Origin of the sequence: Henriciella litoralis, from assembly GCF_002088935.1 — a bacterium.
In the GTDB taxonomy this organism is placed as follows: domain Bacteria; phylum Pseudomonadota; class Alphaproteobacteria; order Caulobacterales; family Hyphomonadaceae; genus Henriciella; species Henriciella litoralis.
Window position 1 is genome coordinate 1734872 of the sequence record NZ_NCSS01000006.1, and the last position, 15831, is coordinate 1750702.

14 protein-coding genes are annotated in these 15831 nt (G+C 58.5%); 3 read left to right on the forward strand and 11 right to left on the reverse strand.

The window, feature by feature from the left end:
• Positions 1–36: 36 nt before the first annotated feature.
• Both gltB and B8783_RS11940 read right to left on the reverse strand, forming a co-directional pair.
• Positions 37–4563 (reverse strand): glutamate synthase large subunit, encoded by a 4527-nt coding sequence (gltB, locus tag B8783_RS11935; RefSeq protein ID WP_084420340.1) that lies wholly within the window; start codon positions 4561–4563, stop codon positions 37–39.
• A 38-nt stretch (positions 4564–4601) separates the two neighbouring features.
• Positions 4602–6056 (reverse strand): NAD(P)-dependent oxidoreductase, encoded by a 1455-nt coding sequence (locus B8783_RS11940; protein WP_084420341.1) that lies wholly within the window; start codon positions 6054–6056, stop codon positions 4602–4604.
• A 242-nt stretch (positions 6057–6298) separates the two neighbouring features.
• On the opposite strand from B8783_RS11940, the gene B8783_RS11945 reads away from it, so the two are divergent.
• Both B8783_RS11945 and B8783_RS11950 read left to right on the forward strand, forming a co-directional pair.
• Positions 6299–7138, forward strand: coding sequence for an undecaprenyl-diphosphate phosphatase (locus B8783_RS11945; RefSeq protein WP_084420342.1), 840 nt, complete (start codon positions 6299–6301; stop codon positions 7136–7138).
• Between the two features lie 77 nt (positions 7139–7215).
• On the forward strand, positions 7216–7797 hold the full coding sequence (locus B8783_RS11950; RefSeq protein WP_084420343.1) for a DUF2383 domain-containing protein: 582 nt from the start codon (positions 7216–7218) through the stop codon (positions 7795–7797).
• A 79-nt stretch (positions 7798–7876) separates the two neighbouring features.
• Here B8783_RS11950 and B8783_RS11955 read toward each other — a convergent pair whose 3' ends face one another.
• On the reverse strand, positions 7877–8878 hold the full coding sequence (locus B8783_RS11955; RefSeq protein WP_084420344.1) for a complex I NDUFA9 subunit family protein: 1002 nt from the start codon (positions 8876–8878) through the stop codon (positions 7877–7879).
• A gap of 237 nt (positions 8879–9115) precedes the next feature.
• Between B8783_RS11955 and B8783_RS11960 the strand changes: the two genes are divergently transcribed.
• Positions 9116–10183 (forward strand): GGDEF domain-containing protein, encoded by a 1068-nt coding sequence (locus tag B8783_RS11960; protein WP_169711785.1) that lies wholly within the window; start codon positions 9116–9118, stop codon positions 10181–10183.
• Between the two features lie 4 nt (positions 10184–10187).
• Here B8783_RS11960 and B8783_RS11965 read toward each other — a convergent pair whose 3' ends face one another.
• From B8783_RS11965 to B8783_RS12000, 8 genes are read right to left on the reverse strand one after another with little or no spacing between them, the layout of a single operon-like run.
• Positions 10188–10529 carry a hypothetical protein gene (locus tag B8783_RS11965; protein WP_084420346.1) on the reverse strand — a complete coding sequence of 114 codons (342 nt, stop codon included), beginning with the start codon at positions 10527–10529 and terminating at the stop codon, positions 10188–10190.
• 9 nt (positions 10530–10538) lie between these two features.
• Entirely contained in the window at positions 10539–11612 is a 1074-nt protein-coding gene (locus B8783_RS11970; RefSeq protein WP_084420347.1) for an EscU/YscU/HrcU family type III secretion system export apparatus switch protein, read from the reverse strand.
• Between the two features lie 9 nt (positions 11613–11621).
• Positions 11622–12377, reverse strand: a complete 756-nt coding sequence (locus tag B8783_RS11975; protein WP_084420348.1) for a flagellar biosynthetic protein FliR — start codon at positions 12375–12377, stop codon at positions 11622–11624.
• Positions 12377–14452, reverse strand: coding sequence for a flagellar biosynthesis protein FlhA (locus B8783_RS11980; RefSeq protein ID WP_084420349.1), 2076 nt, complete (start codon positions 14450–14452; stop codon positions 12377–12379). Before B8783_RS11980 ends, B8783_RS11975 begins: the two co-directional genes overlap by 1 nt.
• A gap of 7 nt (positions 14453–14459) precedes the next feature.
• Entirely contained in the window at positions 14460–14723 is a 264-nt protein-coding gene (locus B8783_RS11985) for a flagellar biosynthetic protein FliQ (protein WP_084420350.1), read from the reverse strand.
• 13 nt (positions 14724–14736) lie between these two features.
• Positions 14737–15033 carry a flagellar hook-basal body complex protein FliE gene (locus tag B8783_RS11990; RefSeq protein WP_084420351.1) on the reverse strand — a complete coding sequence of 99 codons (297 nt, stop codon included), beginning with the start codon at positions 15031–15033 and terminating at the stop codon, positions 14737–14739.
• A gap of 14 nt (positions 15034–15047) precedes the next feature.
• Positions 15048–15422: a flagellar basal body rod C-terminal domain-containing protein gene (locus B8783_RS11995; protein ID WP_084420352.1), complete on the reverse strand. Its 375-nt coding sequence runs from the start codon at positions 15420–15422 to the stop codon at positions 15048–15050.
• 7 nt (positions 15423–15429) lie between these two features.
• The gene (locus B8783_RS12000; RefSeq protein WP_233355765.1) at positions 15430–15780 is read right to left on the reverse strand and encodes a flagellar biosynthesis protein FlgB; all 351 of its coding nucleotides are present in this window, start codon (positions 15778–15780) and stop codon (positions 15430–15432) included.
• Positions 15781–15831: the final 51 nt, after the last annotated feature.

A 15831-nucleotide genomic window follows, 5' to 3' on the forward strand; every position in this document is an offset into this window, starting at 1 on the left:
GGTTGCAAGGGCATCGCTACAGGCGCAACCTGCAACTTAGACGGCCTTGGCCACCGGCTCTTCCCCGAGAATAGAGGCGGCAACCTCCTTCGGAACGATGAACAGCGTTTCTGCGAGCGTCTGATCCCACTCCTCAAGCAGCTTACGGGCGCGTTTCGAACCAGTCCGCTCTGCATGCATTTCAAGCATCAGCTGGAACCGGTTGACGTGATCTTCGCGCATATCGGCCAGCGGGTACCAGTCGATGGAGTCCGGGTTGGCGACGCGCGAGAAGATTTTCTCAGGGTCCCAGACCCAGGCCATGCCGCCAGTCATGCCAGCGCCGAAATTGTCGCCGACAGGTCCGAGGATCGCGACGCGGCCACCGGTCATGTACTCGCAACCGTTCGCGCCGCAGCCTTCGACAACGGCCTCTGCACCGGAATTGCGAACACCGAAGCGCACGCCTGCCTGACCGGCTGCATAGAGCCGGCCATTGGTGGCGCCGTAGAGGCAGGTATTGCCGATGATCGTGTTTTCGGACGCTTCGATCTGCGCATCGCGCGCAGGCCGCAACTGAATAGTCGCGCCGGAAAGACCTTTGCCGACATAGTCGTTCGCGTCGCCATGCACGTCGAGCAGCAGACCTTGCACCGCAAATGCACCGAGCGACTGACCGGCACTGCCCGTCAGGCGGATATGCAGCCGGCCTTCCGGAAGCGCGCGTTCGCCGAACTTGCGGACGATGGCAGAGCTTGAGCGCGCACCGATGGAGCGCTGGACGTTCTGGACGTCGTATTCCAGCTGCATCTTCTCGCCGCGTGTGAAGAAAGGTTCGCCATCGCGCAGGATCTGTGCATCGAGCGTGTCGACAACTTCCGTGCGATGGGTTGGGCGATAGACAACCGGCTTGGTGGTCTCGACCCGGACCAGAAGCGGGTTGAGGTCGAGGTCATCAAGGTGCGAGGCCCCGCGGCTGACCTGGCTTAGCAGATCTGTGCGGCCGATGGCTTCGTCGAGCGAGGAAAGGCCGAGCGTTGCGAGAATACGGCGCACATCCTCTGCCAGGAAGGACATGAGGTTCACGACCTTTTCAGCTGTACCGGTGAACTTCTTGCGCAGCTCTTCGTCCTGAACGCAAACGCCGACCGGACAGGTGTTCGAGTGGCACTGACGCACCATGATACAGCCCATGGCGACCAGCGAGGCGGTGCCGATGCCATACTCTTCAGCGCCGAGCATTGCGGCGATGACAATGTCACGGCCGGTACGGAGACCGCCATCGGTCCGCAGGGTTACCTTGTCACGAAGATTGTTGAGCGACAGGACCTGATGGGCCTCTGCGAGCCCCATTTCCCATGGCAGACCGGCATATTTGATGGACGTCTGCGGGCTTGCACCCGTGCCGCCGACGCCGCCAGCGATCAGGATAACGTCGGCTTTGGCCTTGGCGACACCCGCAGCCACTGTTCCGACACCCGATTGGGCGACAAGCTTCACGCAGACGCGGCAATCAGGATTGATCTGCTTCAGGTCATAGATGAGCTGGGCAAGGTCTTCGATCGAGTAGATGTCGTGGTGCGGCGGCGGCGAGATCAACGTCACGCCCGGCGTCGCATGCCGGTTCTTGGCGATCAGCTCTGTAACCTTGAAGCCGGGCAGTTGCCCCCCCTCGCCGGGCTTGGCACCCTGGGCGATCTTAATTTCAACTTCGCGGCACTCATTGAGATATTCCGCCGTCACACCGAAGCGCCCGGAAGCCACCTGTTTGACGGCGGAGTTCATATTGTCGCCATTGGGCAGCGGGCGATACCGCTCACGGATTTCGCCGCCTTCGCCGGAGACAGACTTTGCGCCGATCCGGTTCATCGCGACATTGAGCGTGCCATGAGCTTCGGGTGACAGCGCGCCAAGTGACATGCCCGGCGTGACGAAACGCTTGCGAATTTCGTTGACCGACTGGACCTGCTGCAGCGGGATCGAAACCTGCTGAAGGGATTTGAAGTCGATCAGGTCACGCAACTGGATTGGTGGCCGATTGCTCAGCGCCTGCACGTATTTTTCATAGAGCGCGAAGTCGCCCCGGTCACAGGCTGCCTGCAACATGTGGATGATGTTGCCATCGAGCGCATGCGGTTCACCTGACGCCCGCAAGCGGTAGAAACCGCCCACTGGAAGCGAGATGACCTCTTCGTCAAAAGCAATCTCATGACGCTCGACCGCATTATCTTCCAGGCCGGCGAGACCGATGCCGGAAATGCGGCTCGTCATGCCCGGGAAATAGTCAGCGACAAGCGCGCGCGACAGGCCAAGCGCCTCGAAATTATAGCCGCCGCGATAGGAGGAGATGACCGAGATGCCCATCTTGGACATGATCTTGAGAAGCCCTGCCTCGATCGCCTTCTTATAGTTCTGGACGTAATGGCTGAGCGGCTGGTCGCCGAGCAGGCCGCGATCATGGCGGTCGGCAATGGCTTCCTGCGCGAGATAGGCATTGACGCAGGTCGCGCCGACACCGACCAGTACAGCGAAATAGTGCGTGTCGAGGCATTCTGCTGAACGCACCGTAAGCGAGCAGAAGGTGCGGAGCCCCTGCGCGACGAGGTGCGAGTGCACAGCGCCCGTCGCGAGGATCATCGGAATCGCGACCGTATCCGGGTCCTGATTCTCATCGGTCAGAACGATGTGCTCACGTCCCGCGCGAACAGCCTCTTCGGCTTCAGACTGGATGCGGGCAAGCGCGTCCTTCAGGGCAGAGCCGTCACGCTGCACGGCATCGAGTTTGAACGTACAATCAATGTGCTCGACCCCAGCCCCGAGCGTCTTCATGAGGCGCTGATACATGCCAGTCGACAAGAATGGGCTTTCCAGCACGAACACGTTCTGCTGGGTCTCGTCCGTCGTCAGGATGTTGCCGAGGTTCTTGAAGCGCGTCTTCAGCGACATCACCCGGTCCTCGCGGAGCGGGTCGACGGGCGGGTTGGTCACCTGGCTGAAATTCTGGCGGAAGAAGTGCGAAAGCGGGCGGCATTCGCGCGAGAGAACGGCAACAGGCGTATCGTCCCCCATGGAGCCAATCGCTTCTTTTCCGTCCTCCGCCATCGGCGCAAGGATGAGTTCGGTAGTTTCGAGCGTGAACCCGGCGACCGTCTGGCGACGCAGCAGTTTCTCCTTGTCGAAAAGACGCGGCTCTTCGCCCTTGATGATGTCCGTTTCCAGCTCTTTGACGTTTTTCAGCCACTTGTCATAGGGGTGCTCGCTCGCCAGCTCGGCGATAATCTCGTCATGCTCGTAGAACCGGCCTTCTTCGAGATTGGCCGCAATCATGCCGCCCGCGCGAACATGGCCGCGGCGAACAACCTGATGCCCCGAAAGTGGGCACATCCCGGTTTCCGAGCCAACGGCGAGAACACCGTCAGCCGTCAATGCATAGCGAAGAGGACGCAGACCATTGCGGTCCAGGCCGGCAATTGCCCAGCGTCCGTCATAGGCACAGATCGCGGCCGGGCCGTCCCATGGCTCCATGACCGAGTTGCAATAGGCGTAAAGCGCAGCGTGCTCGTCCGGAATGATAGAGGCGCGCTTGGACCAGGCCTCAGGGATCAGGAGCGCCTTTGTCATTGGCGCGGTACGGCCGGCCTTGCAGAGAATTTCGAACACAGCATCAAGCGCGCCAGAGTCTGACAAGCCCTTCGGCACGACAGGTTTGACGTCTTCCACATCATCCCCGAATGCGCCTGAGACCATCTTGATCTCATGGCTTTTCATCCAGTTGAGGTTGCCGCGCAGCGTGTTGATCTCACCATTGTGGGCGAGCATGCGGAAGGGCTGCGCGAGCTCCCAACGCGGGAAGGTGTTGGTTGAATAACGCTGGTGATAGATCGCGATTGGCGAGACGAAGCGCTCATCCTTCAGGTCGAGATAGAAATTGTCGATGTCCTGGGCGAGGAACATGCCCTTGTAGATCAGCGATTTGTGGCTGAGCGAGCAGATATAGAAACTCGGAATGCCAGCCTCACGGGCTTTGCGTTCGATCCGGCGGCGACAGAGATAGAGTGCGCGTTCCAGCTCATCCGGCGTGCGGTCGCGGCTATCACGGAACATGACCTGCTCGATCTCCGGACGGGTATCGGCGGCCTTCTGACCGATCACCGAAATGTCGACCGGCGGCTGACGCCAGCCATAGATGTAGAAACCAAAGTGCAGGATTTCTGTCTCGACGATCGCGCGGGCCGCTTCCTGCGCGCCGAGATCTGTGCGTGGTAGGAAGATCTGGCCAACGCAGATCGGGTCGCTGGTCGGATTGTGGCCGGTACGCTCAGCCTGCTCACGGAAGAAATCCTGCGGCACTTCAATACGGATACCAGCGCCGTCGCCCGTCTTGCCGTCGGCATCCACAGCGCCGCGATGCCAGACATTCTTGAGGGCCTTGATGCCCATTTCGACGATTTCACGACGCGGCTTGCCATCCAGCGCGACCACGAGGCCGACGCCGCAGGCATCTTTTTCGTGCTCTGGGTCATAGGCGTGCGCATCAATCAGTTTCTGGCGCTCGACGAGGTATTTTGCGATCGTATCGGTCATCTGTTCAGGCCCTTCGGGAATTGGAGGTCAGCGCGCGCTTATTGCGCGGCGACCGGCGCTGCTGCGCGACTGCGTTCGAGTTTTTTCATGTGGCGATGCATGCTTTCAGCTGCGTCACGTCCGTCCTTGATGGCCCAGACGACGAGCGAAGCGCCGCGCACGATATCACCCGCCGCATAGACGCCAGGGATGCTTGTTTCGAGGGTAGCAAAATCGACCTTTACCGCGCCCCAGCGGTTCACGGTGAGCGCCGACTCGCCGAAGAGTTGCGGCAGGTCTTCCGGGTCAAAACCGAGCGCCTTGATGACCATGTCGGCCTCAAGGTCGAACGTCTCACCCGTCTTTTCAGGCGACTGGCGACCGGACGGGTCTGGCGCGCCGAGCTTCATGCGGGCGGCGCGAACCGCCTTCAGATTTCCGGCCTCATCATCGACGAGCGCTTCTGGCGAGGCCAGCCATTCGAAGATCACCCCTTCTTCTTCGGCGTTTGCAACTTCGCGCTGCGAACCGGGCATGTTGGCGCGGTCACGGCGGTAGACACAGCGCACGGATTTTGCGCCCTGCCGGACCGCAGTCCGCACGCAATCCATCGCCGTATCGCCGCCGCCAATGACAACCACATTCTTGTCCTTGGCATTGTGCGTCCCGTCATCAAAGGTCGGCACTGTGTCGCCGAGCCCCTTGCGATTGGACGTTGTCAGGAAGTCGAGCGCGGCGTGGACGCCCGTGCAGCCAGCGCCGGGCACCATCAGGTCACGCGCCTTGTATACGCCGGTTGCGATCAGCAGGGTGTCGTGCTTGTCGCGCAGATCCGTGAGCTTCACGTCTTCGCCAATTGACGTATTAAACTCAAAACGGATGCCGCTGTCTTCCAGCCGCTTGATGCGGCGTTCGACAACGTACTTTTCCAGCTTGAAGCCCGGGATCCCGTAGATCAGCAAGCCGCCGCCGCGGTCATAGCGATCATAGACAGTCACCTGATAGCCCTTGCGGCGGAGCTGCTCTGCGGCGGCGAGGCCACCCGGGCCCGCACCAATGATGCCGGCAGACTGCTCACGCTCACGCGGTGGCTTTACCGGTTTAACCCAGCCCTCTTCCCACGCCGTGTCGGTGATATAGCGTTCAACCGAGCCGATTGTGACAGTGCCGTGCCCGGATTGCTCGATCGTACAGATCCCTTCGCAAAGCCGGTCTTGCGGGCAGATGCGGCCGCAGATTTCCGGCATATTATTGGTCGCCATGGAGACTTCATACGCCTCTTCGAGACGGTCCTCGGCGACCAGTTTCAGCCAGTCAGGGATATTGTTCGATAGCGGGCAGCCCTGCTGACAGAACGGCACACCGCATTGCGAACAACGCGCGGCCTGATCTTCCGCGACCTCACGGGCATAGTCAGCATAAATTTCATCGAAGTCGCCTGTGCGTTGGCCGGCATCGCGCTTGTCCGGCATAGACCGATCAATCTTGGTGAACTTCAACATGCGGCTGGCCATGGCAAATTTCCTGTTACGAGCAAGTTTGTGCCTTAATAAAGGGCCTTTCAAAGCCCGCAAGGCAAAAGCACCCACCAAATATCGTTTTGATATGTAATTTGTGCAGTTTATTTGAATATATGCCGTGCCAAATTATTAGGCAAGCCTATTGGGTATCGTTTCGATACGTATACAGTCTGATGCGTTCGCGGACGAACCGTGTCAGAACGCTCACCTGTCCTTTCTGAAAAAGGGTTATCAGGATGTCCCTTCTACAGCTTTTTGTCATATCGATCGTCCAGGGCATCTCCGAATGGCTGCCAATCTCGTCGTCTGCCCACGTATTGCTCACTGCGCACCTCTTCGGGATTGGCGGGGAAGACGAGTTGATGGTCAACGCGATGGCCCATCTAGGGACGCTGTTCGCGCTCTTTGCCTATTTCTGGCGCGACACTGGGCGCGCGATTGCTGGAGGCTTCGAGCTTATCGGGGTCGGCCGCAAACCCGGCCGCCTGAGCGCGAACGCCAAACTTGCCTTGCTTATTCTGGTCGCGACGCCGCCCGCAGTTCTTGCCGGTCTGGTTTATGAGCTGTCGCCGGGCCTTGAGATTCTGCGCAGTGCTTACGTCATCGCCGCCGCCACCATCATTTTCGCCCTGGCGCTCTGGTGGGCAGACGTCAAAGGCCCGACCCATCGCAAGGAAGAAGACATGACCGTCAAGGACGGCATTCTGATCGGTCTTGCCCAGGCGCTTGCCTTTATTCCCGGCGTTAGCCGGTCAGGCATCACCATGACAGCCGCACGCGGCCTTGGCCTCTCACGGATCGAAGCGGCCCGCTTTGGTATGTTGTGCGGGGTGCCCGTCCTCCTGATGGCGGGGAGCTATGCCTGCCTCAAGCTGGCGACCGCCGATGCAGGCGAGATCACCGTCCCACTATCAGATGGGTTGATCGTCGCGGGCCTCAGCTTTGTGACGGCATTCGCATCAATCTGGGCCCTGATGGCGGTTCTGAACCGGATGAGCTTTCTGCCCTTCGTGATTTACCGGCTCATCCTCGGTGTCGCGATCCTGGCATTCATTCCGTTTCTCTCAGGATCGTAACCTTCCAGCTGGTGCTCTTACGGAACGGCGCATGCAACCGTCCGTTTAAGGAGCAATCCAAATGGAAGGAAATAACAATGAAGACGACCCTACTCGCAACCGTCGCACTTGCTCTGCCGCTCACCTTTTCTGCCTGCAGCAGTGCGGGTCTGTCCGGCCCGGAAGCCGCGATGGCCGAACAGAATGAGGCCATGGCGAAACAGAACATCGAACTGCCAGAGGCTACGCAGACTGAAATTGTAGAGCTGAATGACCTGACGCGCGTCTACATCGATGCTGCAGCCCTCTACAAACAGGCCGCAGACCTGCCAGACCAGCAAAACGGTCTGAAACCAGCGCTGCTGGAGCTCGCAAAGGAACGCAACATGCAGCGCGAAAAGCTGCAGGAACGCGTATTGATGCTAGGCGGTGAACCAGCCGAGATGGGCGAAGCCCTTGGCACAGCGCATAGGTCGTTCACGTCCCTGCGCACGCTCGTCGACAATGATAGTGAAGTTGCCGTCGCAGAAGTTCTGCGCGGTGAGCGCTACATTCGCGATGAAATCGACGAGCTGAGCGGGACGCCCATGACGGCAGAGACAGCCGCGTTGCTCACGTCACTTCGCGCGGAAGCTGCCGAGAACATCAAGATGCTTCAAGACCTGAAAATGGCAACCTGACATAGGTCGCAACTAAAACGAAAAGCCCGCCAGATTGGCGGGCTTTTCTATGACTGCGACGCAGAAACTTCCGAGCGCGTTACGCTTCGCCCTTCTGGTGGAACTCACCATAGGCGCGGTATCGCCAGAGATAGGTCGGCACGATCGACTCAACGCTTTCGAGCTCAGTCACGCCCAAGTCTTTCAGCGTGAGCGCATCATCGGCGACCACATTGTCGCTTTTCAACATTTCCACCTGATCGCCAGTAATCGGAGGCGCCCCAAATATACCGCTCGACATCGGCCAGACACGCCACAAGGCGCCAAAGGCGAGCCCCATCGGCTTGGCGATAAAGAATGGCAGAGTGGCAGCATAGCGTTTGCGGTCAACAATCTTGCCAATGACGTCATAGATTTCGCGGAACGAATAAGTGCGCGGCCCGCCCAGCTCATAGGTCTTGCCGGCCGTGTCATCGCGCGCGACGGCAGCCGCAATCGCGTCTGCGACATCACCCGCATATACTGGCTGCAAGAGCGTCTTGCCGCCGCCGATCGCCGGCAGAAACGGCGCAACAGTCGAAATTGGATGGGCCGTCATTGCCCCAAACTTGTTGAAGAAGTCGTCTTCAGGACCGAACACGATGGATGGCCGAAGAATTGTCGCGCTGGGGAACGCCTCGCGCACGGCGTCCTCTGCTTCGGCTTTTGTACGCGCATAGTCGGACCCGGAGTCAGTATCGGCGCCGATGGCAGACACATGGACCAGCTTTTTCACGCCAGCCTTCGCGGCAGCTTCGGCAATGTTTACGGCACCATCAAACTGGGCTGCCTCAAAGCTCTGCTTGCCCTTTTCATAAAGGATGCCGACGAGGTTCACGACATAGTCAGCGCCTTCAATTGCCCGCTCAACGGACATCTTGTTGCGAACATTGGCCTGCGCGATGTCGATCCACCCTGGCGGACCGGCAAGGCGAACATCGCCAGCGAGGTGTGGACGTCGAACGGCGATCCGCACGCGATAGCCAGCCTCGACCAGCGTGCGCGCCGCATAGCGGCCGATAAAACCTGAGCCGCCAAAAACTGTTACAAGACCGGTGGACATGAAAGGATACCCTCGCTTGTGGGTCTACTGATTCCAAATGTCGGTTTTCAACATGACTGGCTACGATTGTCCATGCGGCGAATTGCAATTGGCCATCGAACCAGAACCCGCATGAGGCCCATTAAAGCGGGCAATTCAAGTAGTTCACACGAAGCCTTTAACCAAATATGCAGCTTCTCGTCGTATTCACCAAGTAGAGGAAGACTGCTGCAAAGCCGTGGCAATTGGGGACCTGCAATGACCGCTACAGCGAAACTGGCGCCTGCCAGCCGTTCAGATGTGCCAGCCAGGCCCGACGATGCTGAGGCGTTCGAAACCGCTGCTCAAGTCAACCAATTGATGGCGAAACACAATACGCCGCCCTATCCTGAAACCTATTCATTCTGGTACGCCTATCTCCGCCGGGATTGTGATGAGCTCGTTTCGACGATCGATGCGATGATCGGATCGGACGATCCGATCACACAATTCGATATCCGGTCGGTCTGCGAGACATATCTTGAGACAAGCTCGCTTGAGCTTGCCAGCAACCGTATCGGCCTAGCTATCGAAAAAGAGATGAATGGCGTTTCCGCCCTCATCAAGGACGGCCTGGAGGGCAATGACAACTTCGCGCAAAAGCTCTGTCAGATCGGCGCCGGACTGCCCGATGCGTGTACAGGCGAAGGTCTTGGTCAGCTTATTGCTCAACTCGTTGCTGAAAACGACCGGATGGCCAAAAAGAGCCGCGAGCTGACCTCCGGCCTGAAGGCGTCGCAGGAACAGATCACGACGCTCAGCAAGGAACTGGAAGCTGCCCGCCAGCAGAGCAATATCGACCCACTCACTGGTGTGTCGAACCGACGGGCGCTCACCGCGCAGCTTGAGCATGAAGTCACCGCGTTTGAGCATATGGAGCAACCGCTCTGTCTGGTCATGGGCGACATCGATAACTTCAAGCAAGTGAATGATACGTTTGGCCATGTCGTTGGCGACGAAGTTCTGAAAATTTTTGCAAATACAATGCGCACGAATGTGAAAGGTCGTGACCTGGTGGCCCGCTTCGGTGGCGAGGAGTTCGCAATCATCCTGCCTCAGACCTCCATGGAATATGCGATCAAACTGGTCGAGAGCATTCGTGAGCAGTTCAGCATGAAGCGTCTTGTCCTGCGCCAGTCGCGTCAACAGATCGGTCAGGTCACCGCATCTTTCGGCATTGCAGAGCTTATGGCTGGAGAGACCTCCTCAGACCTGCTTGAGCGGGCTGATGAGCAACTGTATCGCGCCAAGAATAACGGCCGGAACCGCGTTTGCGCGGGCTGCTAACCGGCTATTTTCGACCGGCGCGGATATCCTTGACGCGCTGCTCAGCTCCAAATGCCAGCTTCAGGGTTTCTCGGCGTGCGTCCGCTTCTGCCCGGCATGCGAGGATTGCCTCTTTCTGCGCACCGACCAAACCAGCGAGGCGTCTGGAATTTCCATTTTTCTCAGCCAGGCTCACCGCCTCAAAACTCATTCCCACCGGAACATCGCGGGTCATTTCTTCCTGAAGCCGGACGAGGCGCTTCTCAGCTTCGGTGAGCGCTGACTTGGCGCTGGCATAAGCCTGTTCAGCCTTGCTGCGCTTTAGCGCGACGAGCTTTGATAGCGTTTCCCAATCGTCCTTTGGCATTCCACTATCCTAAAGATGCTGGCGCAGGCGCTCAACAAAGCCGATCGCAGCGGCCACGGCGGCAAAGTGTTCAGCGTGAATTTCCTCATCGATCTCGACCAGGCGGTAGATCGAACGGGTCGATGGCGGGTCCCGGTAAATCGGCACATCATGCGCAATGGCGGTTTCGCGAATGCGCGCCGCGAGGTGATCGACGCCTTTCGCGACCACAACAGGCGCCTTGGAGGAGTCCGGATCCCATTTCAGCGCGACGGCGTAGTGCTCCGGGTTGACCATCACGACAGTCGCCGTCTTCACATTCTGCATCATCTGACCGCGGGAAATTTTGGAGGCTTTCTCCCGGCGGGACTGTTTGACGTGCGGGTCACCCTCGCTCTGCTTGACTTCCTTTTTGATGTCCTCGCGGGTCATCTTCAGCTGGTTGGCATGCATCTGTCGCTGGATCGGAAGGTCTATGGCGGCGAGCACGAATTGGAACAGGCAGTAGAGCAGGATCAGTCCCATCACCTGGGCAAAGGTGAACTGGAAAAATTGTCCAAAGCGAATGGCGCTACTGGCATAATACTGGTCCACGAAGGTGTAGAGAAAATACGAGGCAATCAGCCCGGCAAACAGCATCTTGGCTGTGTCCTTGGCAAAATCGATCAACCCCTTTGGGCCGTATTTTTTCTTCAGATTGTCGGGGGGCGAAATCTTCTTGATGTCCGGCTTGATTTTCTTGGCTGAGAAAGCGACCGAGCCCTGCAAGACAAGAGCGCCGAGGACCAGCACCACCAGGACGAGGAAAACCGGCAGGATACCAAAGAGTATGGATATCAGCCAGTCTCTGGATTGCTGACCGCCGCCAGCGAAGATGTCGTCTGCATAGCTGTCTGCGTGATAGAAGAGCGACTGCATCTGAGCGAAAATGCCGCCCGCAAGCACACTGACGAATAGCGCAGCGGCCAGCGCCATTCCGGCCATCAACGCAAACGCATTCACTTCCTTTGACTGGGCAACATTACCTTCGCGGCGCGCTTCGCGTTTTCGCTGCTCAGTGGCCTCGAATTCCTTTTCACCGCCACCATTCTGGTCTTCAGCCATTGCGCGCCCCTATAGCCAGCCAATGATCGACGGAATGCGTTCCGACCAGACCATCAGTATTGTGGTGATAGAGACCGTCAGCAAAAGCAAGCCAGCGCCGATCATGAAAGGCGCGCCGACGAAAGCCACCATCAGCGATGGGAGCGCCTTGTTAATGAAGCCGAGCGAAATGTTGTAGAGAAGGTTCACCGCAACAAACGGCCAGGCCAGCAGGACCGCGAAGCCAAAAGCTCCAAAGCCGCTGCGCACGACATACATCGGATCAATATTGCTGATGAGGCCGACCGGCATTTCGCTGTAGAGCGTCGTCATGCGGACAAATACGCTGACATGATAATCCATCGACAGGAGCAGAGCGGCCCCGGCCATGGTCAACATGTTGGCGGTTATCGTCTGGGCCTGCGTTTCCAGCGCAATACCGAGCAATTGCGACAGCCCGATCACCTGCGCGATGAGGGTGCCTGTAATGGCCAGCAGCCAGATTGATATGCGCAGCAATATGCCGAGAAAGAGCCCGATCAGTCCTTCTGCCAGCATCAGGCCGACAAAGCCTGAGAGTGAATTGATCGGGGGAAGCTGAACGATACCAGACGCTGCAACCGCCAGCGAAAACGCAATGAGCACAGTGAGGCGGACACGGACGGGGACGGTCTGCTCGCCAATCCCCGGCATAAAGAAAATGACAAAGGACAGTCGCGCAAAGATCAGCATGAGCAGCATGATCCAGCCGGCCAGCTCAAGCGTGAGCGGCAACCCGGCCGGCATCAGACGACGCCGACGATGTACGGCTTGCTCTTGGACCCGATTTCCTCATAGGCGAGGACCGAATTGCGGATGCCCTTGCTGGCAAGAACCGTCTGAAGGAAGCGCCGGCGGCGCGAGGATGTCGCGATCGAAGCTGTGACGCCTTTCTGCGCATACTCATTGAGCTTGGACTGAACAGAATTGGTGAGATCGCCGAACATCTCCGGCGGCAGGGCGATGTCCGATCCGCCGTCTTCCTTGGTGATTTCGTGGGCGGAGAATTTCTCTTCCCAGTTTGGTGATAGTTGAAGCAGCGGCAGACGGCCGTCGGTGTCCTGAAGCCGGTCGACAATCTGGAAACCTAGCCGCTGGCGAACAAGCTCAACCAGCCGGGTCGTGCTCGCGCCCTGCGATTTGGCTTCACCAATCGTCTCGACGATGAGGAACAGATTGCGAATCGAGACGCGCTCTTCGAGCAGCATACGCAGCACAGCGAGAAGCTGTTCGGGCGTGACCTTGCCGGGGATGTATTCGTCGAGGAAACGCTGATTGGCGGCCGCCCGTTCGCTGTCGCTGATGCGGGTGAGCGCATCGAGCGTGTCCATCATCACCATACGCGTGAAGACCAGCGAGAAGTTGGACTGGATCGTCTCCAGCATATGGGTCGCGAGCACTTCGGTCGGGTCAATTGCGGGGATGCCAGCGGCAGCCAGCTCCTGCTTCTTGCCATTCGGCAGCCAGCGCGCCGACGCCTTGTAGACCGGCTCTTTCACCCGCTCGCCCTGGAGGTGCGGCATCTGATTGTCTTCCATCAGCGCAAGCACTGAACCGGGCCGCAATGTGCCGCCATCAACCTTCACGCCCTGAATGCGGATACGGTAGGCATTCTTGGCCAGCGTGGGATTGTCGGTCATGCGAATGGACGGCAGCACGAAGCCGTATTCTTCGGCAATATAACGGCGGATCTTGTCGATGCGGCTCTCGAAGCCTTCGGCGCCCTGCAGGACGAGGCTGACCAGATCGGTCGCGACTTCGAGGTGGATTTCATCGGAGTGGATGGAGTCCCCGATGACAGCCGCTTTCGGCGCCTCGAACTCGCTCGCTTCCTCTTTGGCGGCCGCGGCTTTTTCGTGCTTGTGGGTGAAGTAGGCAGCGGCTCCGAACCCCGCTGCGGCGAGCATGAACGGGATAAGCGGCAGGCCCGGCAGCACACCGAAGACGGCCAGGATGCCTGAGACGATGGCCAGAGCAGAAGAGTTGGCACCAAGCTGGGCGAGCAGGGCAATGTCGATCGCGCCATCATCCTTGCCCTTGGAGAGGAGAAGTGCGGCCGAGACGGACACGATCACGGACGGGATTTGGGAAACGAGGCCGTCGCCAACCGTCAGAATCGAGTAATTGCTGAGCGCTTCGCCAAGGCTCAGACCGTGGACGGCCAGCCCGAACCCAATCCCCGCAATGAGGTTAAGCGCCGTGATCAGGAGACCGGCAATTGCGTCGCCCTTCACGAATTTTGAGGCACCATCCAATGAGCCGAGGAAGGATGCTTCTTCCTGTTCTTTTTGGCGGCGTATGCGCGCTTCTTCATGGCTGATCGCGCCAACGGCAAGATCAGAGTCGATGGCAAGCTGTTTGCCGGGCATCGCATCGAGGGCAAAGCGCGCGCCGACTTCTGCCATCCGGCCAGCACCCTTGGTTATGACCATGAAGTTGACGATGACCAGAACGGCAAAAACGACGAGGCCGACAAAGAGATTGCCGCCCATGATGAACATCGCAAAGCCTTCGATCACGCCGCCGGCGGCGTCCGTGCCGGTGTGACCTTCGCTGATGATCAGCTTGGTCGACGACACGTTGAGCGCCAGCCGCATGACAAGCGAGGCCAGCAGCACGCTCGGAAAGGACGAGAAGTCCAAGGGCTTTTCGATGAAGATCGCTGTCGTGAAAATGAGGATAGCGAAGGCAAAGGAGAGCGTCAGGCCAACATCCATCACCCAGGCCGGCACAGGCAGGACCATGACCAGAATGATCACCATCAGGCCGATGGCGAGCAGTGCGGTTGGTTTTGCCATGCTCAGCAGGTTGGTGGTTGGCATCTGATGTCTATCCCGCGACTAGCGGCAGAACGGAGTTGTTGAAAAAGTCGAGACAGACGCGCGTCATGTATCCGAGCGTCAGAAAGAATACGACGACGACCATCATGATCTTCGGCACGAAGGTGAGCGTCATTTCCTGAATGGAGGTCAGAGCCTGAAGCAGGCCGATCACGAAGCCGAGAATGAGCGTTACTGCCAGGATTGGCAGGCTCATCAGGACGGCCGTCCAGAAGGCGCCGCGCAGAACTTCAAAGATGGCGAGCTCAGTCATGGCAGATCGCCGCCTAGACCGGCATCCGCAGAAGTTCCTGATAGGCTTCGACCACCTTGTCGCGGATCGTTACCGCTGCATCGAGAACCAGTTCTGCGTTGGCGAGGGCTTCGACCATGGCGTGCGGATCAGCTCCGCTCACAGCGGTCTGCATCGCCGTCTGCTCCGCAGCTTCCATGGACTGCTTGAAAGCCGAGAACCCGTCGGAGACAGCATTGCCGTCGGATTCAGGTTTGATGGGCGATTTGGCCTGCTCTGCGGGTTTGACGCCGCTAAGTGTCGAATAGGCCGCGAAATTGATACCTGACATGTCGGTTTACCCCTTTAGCGCCGCAGGACTTCCAGCAGTGACTTGTACATCGTACGCGCTTGCTGGAATGAGTTGAGATTGGCTTCATGGCTGCGATTGGCCTCACGCATGTCGGCCATCTCTGTCATTAGAGAGACGTTGGACATGGTGACATAGCCCTGCTCATCAGCCATTGGATGCGCCGGATCAAAGCGGCGCTCCCCTTCAGTCTGGTCGAGTGCGATGCGCGTTGCCTTGAACGCGTCCGCGCCGCTTTCGACCATCAGCATCTTGCGCTTGTAGCCCGGCGTGTCCGCATTGGAGATATTCTGGGAGGTTACATCAATGCGCTGGGTCTGCACCTGCATACCGCGCATCGCCTGGATCATGGTTGCCTTGAGCGAGTTCATCTATTTATCACCTCCCCTTGCCGATTGCTGTTCTGAGCAGATCAAGCGATTTGGTGTAGACCGTGAGCGCCATCTGGTGCTGGCCCATGGCTTCCGCAGACTTGTAAAGTTCGTGTTCCAGATTAACCGAATTGCCGTTTGGCGAGGTTGGCGTATTGGCCAGCTCGACCTTGAAGTCCGTCTGCATCGTGCCCTGCGTCATCGCCCGGCCGAGAAAGGCTTCAAAGGATTCAACCTCGCTCGCTTTGTAGCCAGGATCGTTGGCGTGCGCGATATTTGTGGCTGACACTTTCTGGTTTTCAGCGGCGTGGCGAGCCATCGCGCTGTAGACCTTGAGAACGTCCATATTCGAGAACATGACAGATTCGCCTTGGTTAACTCTTTGGCAAAACTGCACCGGTACGTTGAA

Excerpts from the sequence above, each read along its gene's own strand:
- B8783_RS12000 (WP_233355765.1), bottom strand. The coding sequence starts at position 15,780 with ATGTTCTCGAATATGGACGTTCTCAAGGTCTACAGCGCGATGGCTCGC.
- gltB (WP_084420340.1), bottom strand. The coding sequence starts at position 4,563 with ATGACCGATACGATCGCAAAATACCTCGTCGAGCGCCAGAAACTGATT.
- B8783_RS11995 (WP_084420352.1), bottom strand. The coding sequence starts at position 15,422 with ATGAACTCGCTCAAGGCAACCATGATCCAGGCGATGCGCGGTATGCAG.
- B8783_RS11965 (WP_084420346.1), bottom strand. The coding sequence starts at position 10,529 with ATGCCAAAGGACGATTGGGAAACGCTATCAAAGCTCGTCGCGCTAAAG.
- B8783_RS11980 (WP_084420349.1), bottom strand. The coding sequence starts at position 14,452 with ATGCCAACCACCAACCTGCTGAGCATGGCAAAACCAACCGCACTGCTC.
- B8783_RS11945 (WP_084420342.1), top strand. The coding sequence starts at position 6,299 with ATGTCCCTTCTACAGCTTTTTGTCATATCGATCGTCCAGGGCATCTCC.
- B8783_RS11950 (WP_084420343.1), top strand. The coding sequence starts at position 7,216 with ATGAAGACGACCCTACTCGCAACCGTCGCACTTGCTCTGCCGCTCACC.
- B8783_RS11985 (WP_084420350.1), bottom strand. The coding sequence starts at position 14,723 with ATGACTGAGCTCGCCATCTTTGAAGTTCTGCGCGGCGCCTTCTGGACG.
- B8783_RS11960 (WP_169711785.1), top strand. The coding sequence starts at position 9,116 with ATGACCGCTACAGCGAAACTGGCGCCTGCCAGCCGTTCAGATGTGCCA.
- B8783_RS11940 (WP_084420341.1), bottom strand. The coding sequence starts at position 6,056 with ATGGCCAGCCGCATGTTGAAGTTCACCAAGATTGATCGGTCTATGCCG.
- B8783_RS11955 (WP_084420344.1), bottom strand. The coding sequence starts at position 8,878 with ATGTCCACCGGTCTTGTAACAGTTTTTGGCGGCTCAGGTTTTATCGGC.
- B8783_RS11970 (WP_084420347.1), bottom strand. The coding sequence starts at position 11,612 with ATGGCTGAAGACCAGAATGGTGGCGGTGAAAAGGAATTCGAGGCCACT.
- B8783_RS11990 (WP_084420351.1), bottom strand. The coding sequence starts at position 15,033 with ATGTCAGGTATCAATTTCGCGGCCTATTCGACACTTAGCGGCGTCAAA.
- B8783_RS11975 (WP_084420348.1), bottom strand. The coding sequence starts at position 12,377 with ATGCCGGCCGGGTTGCCGCTCACGCTTGAGCTGGCCGGCTGGATCATG.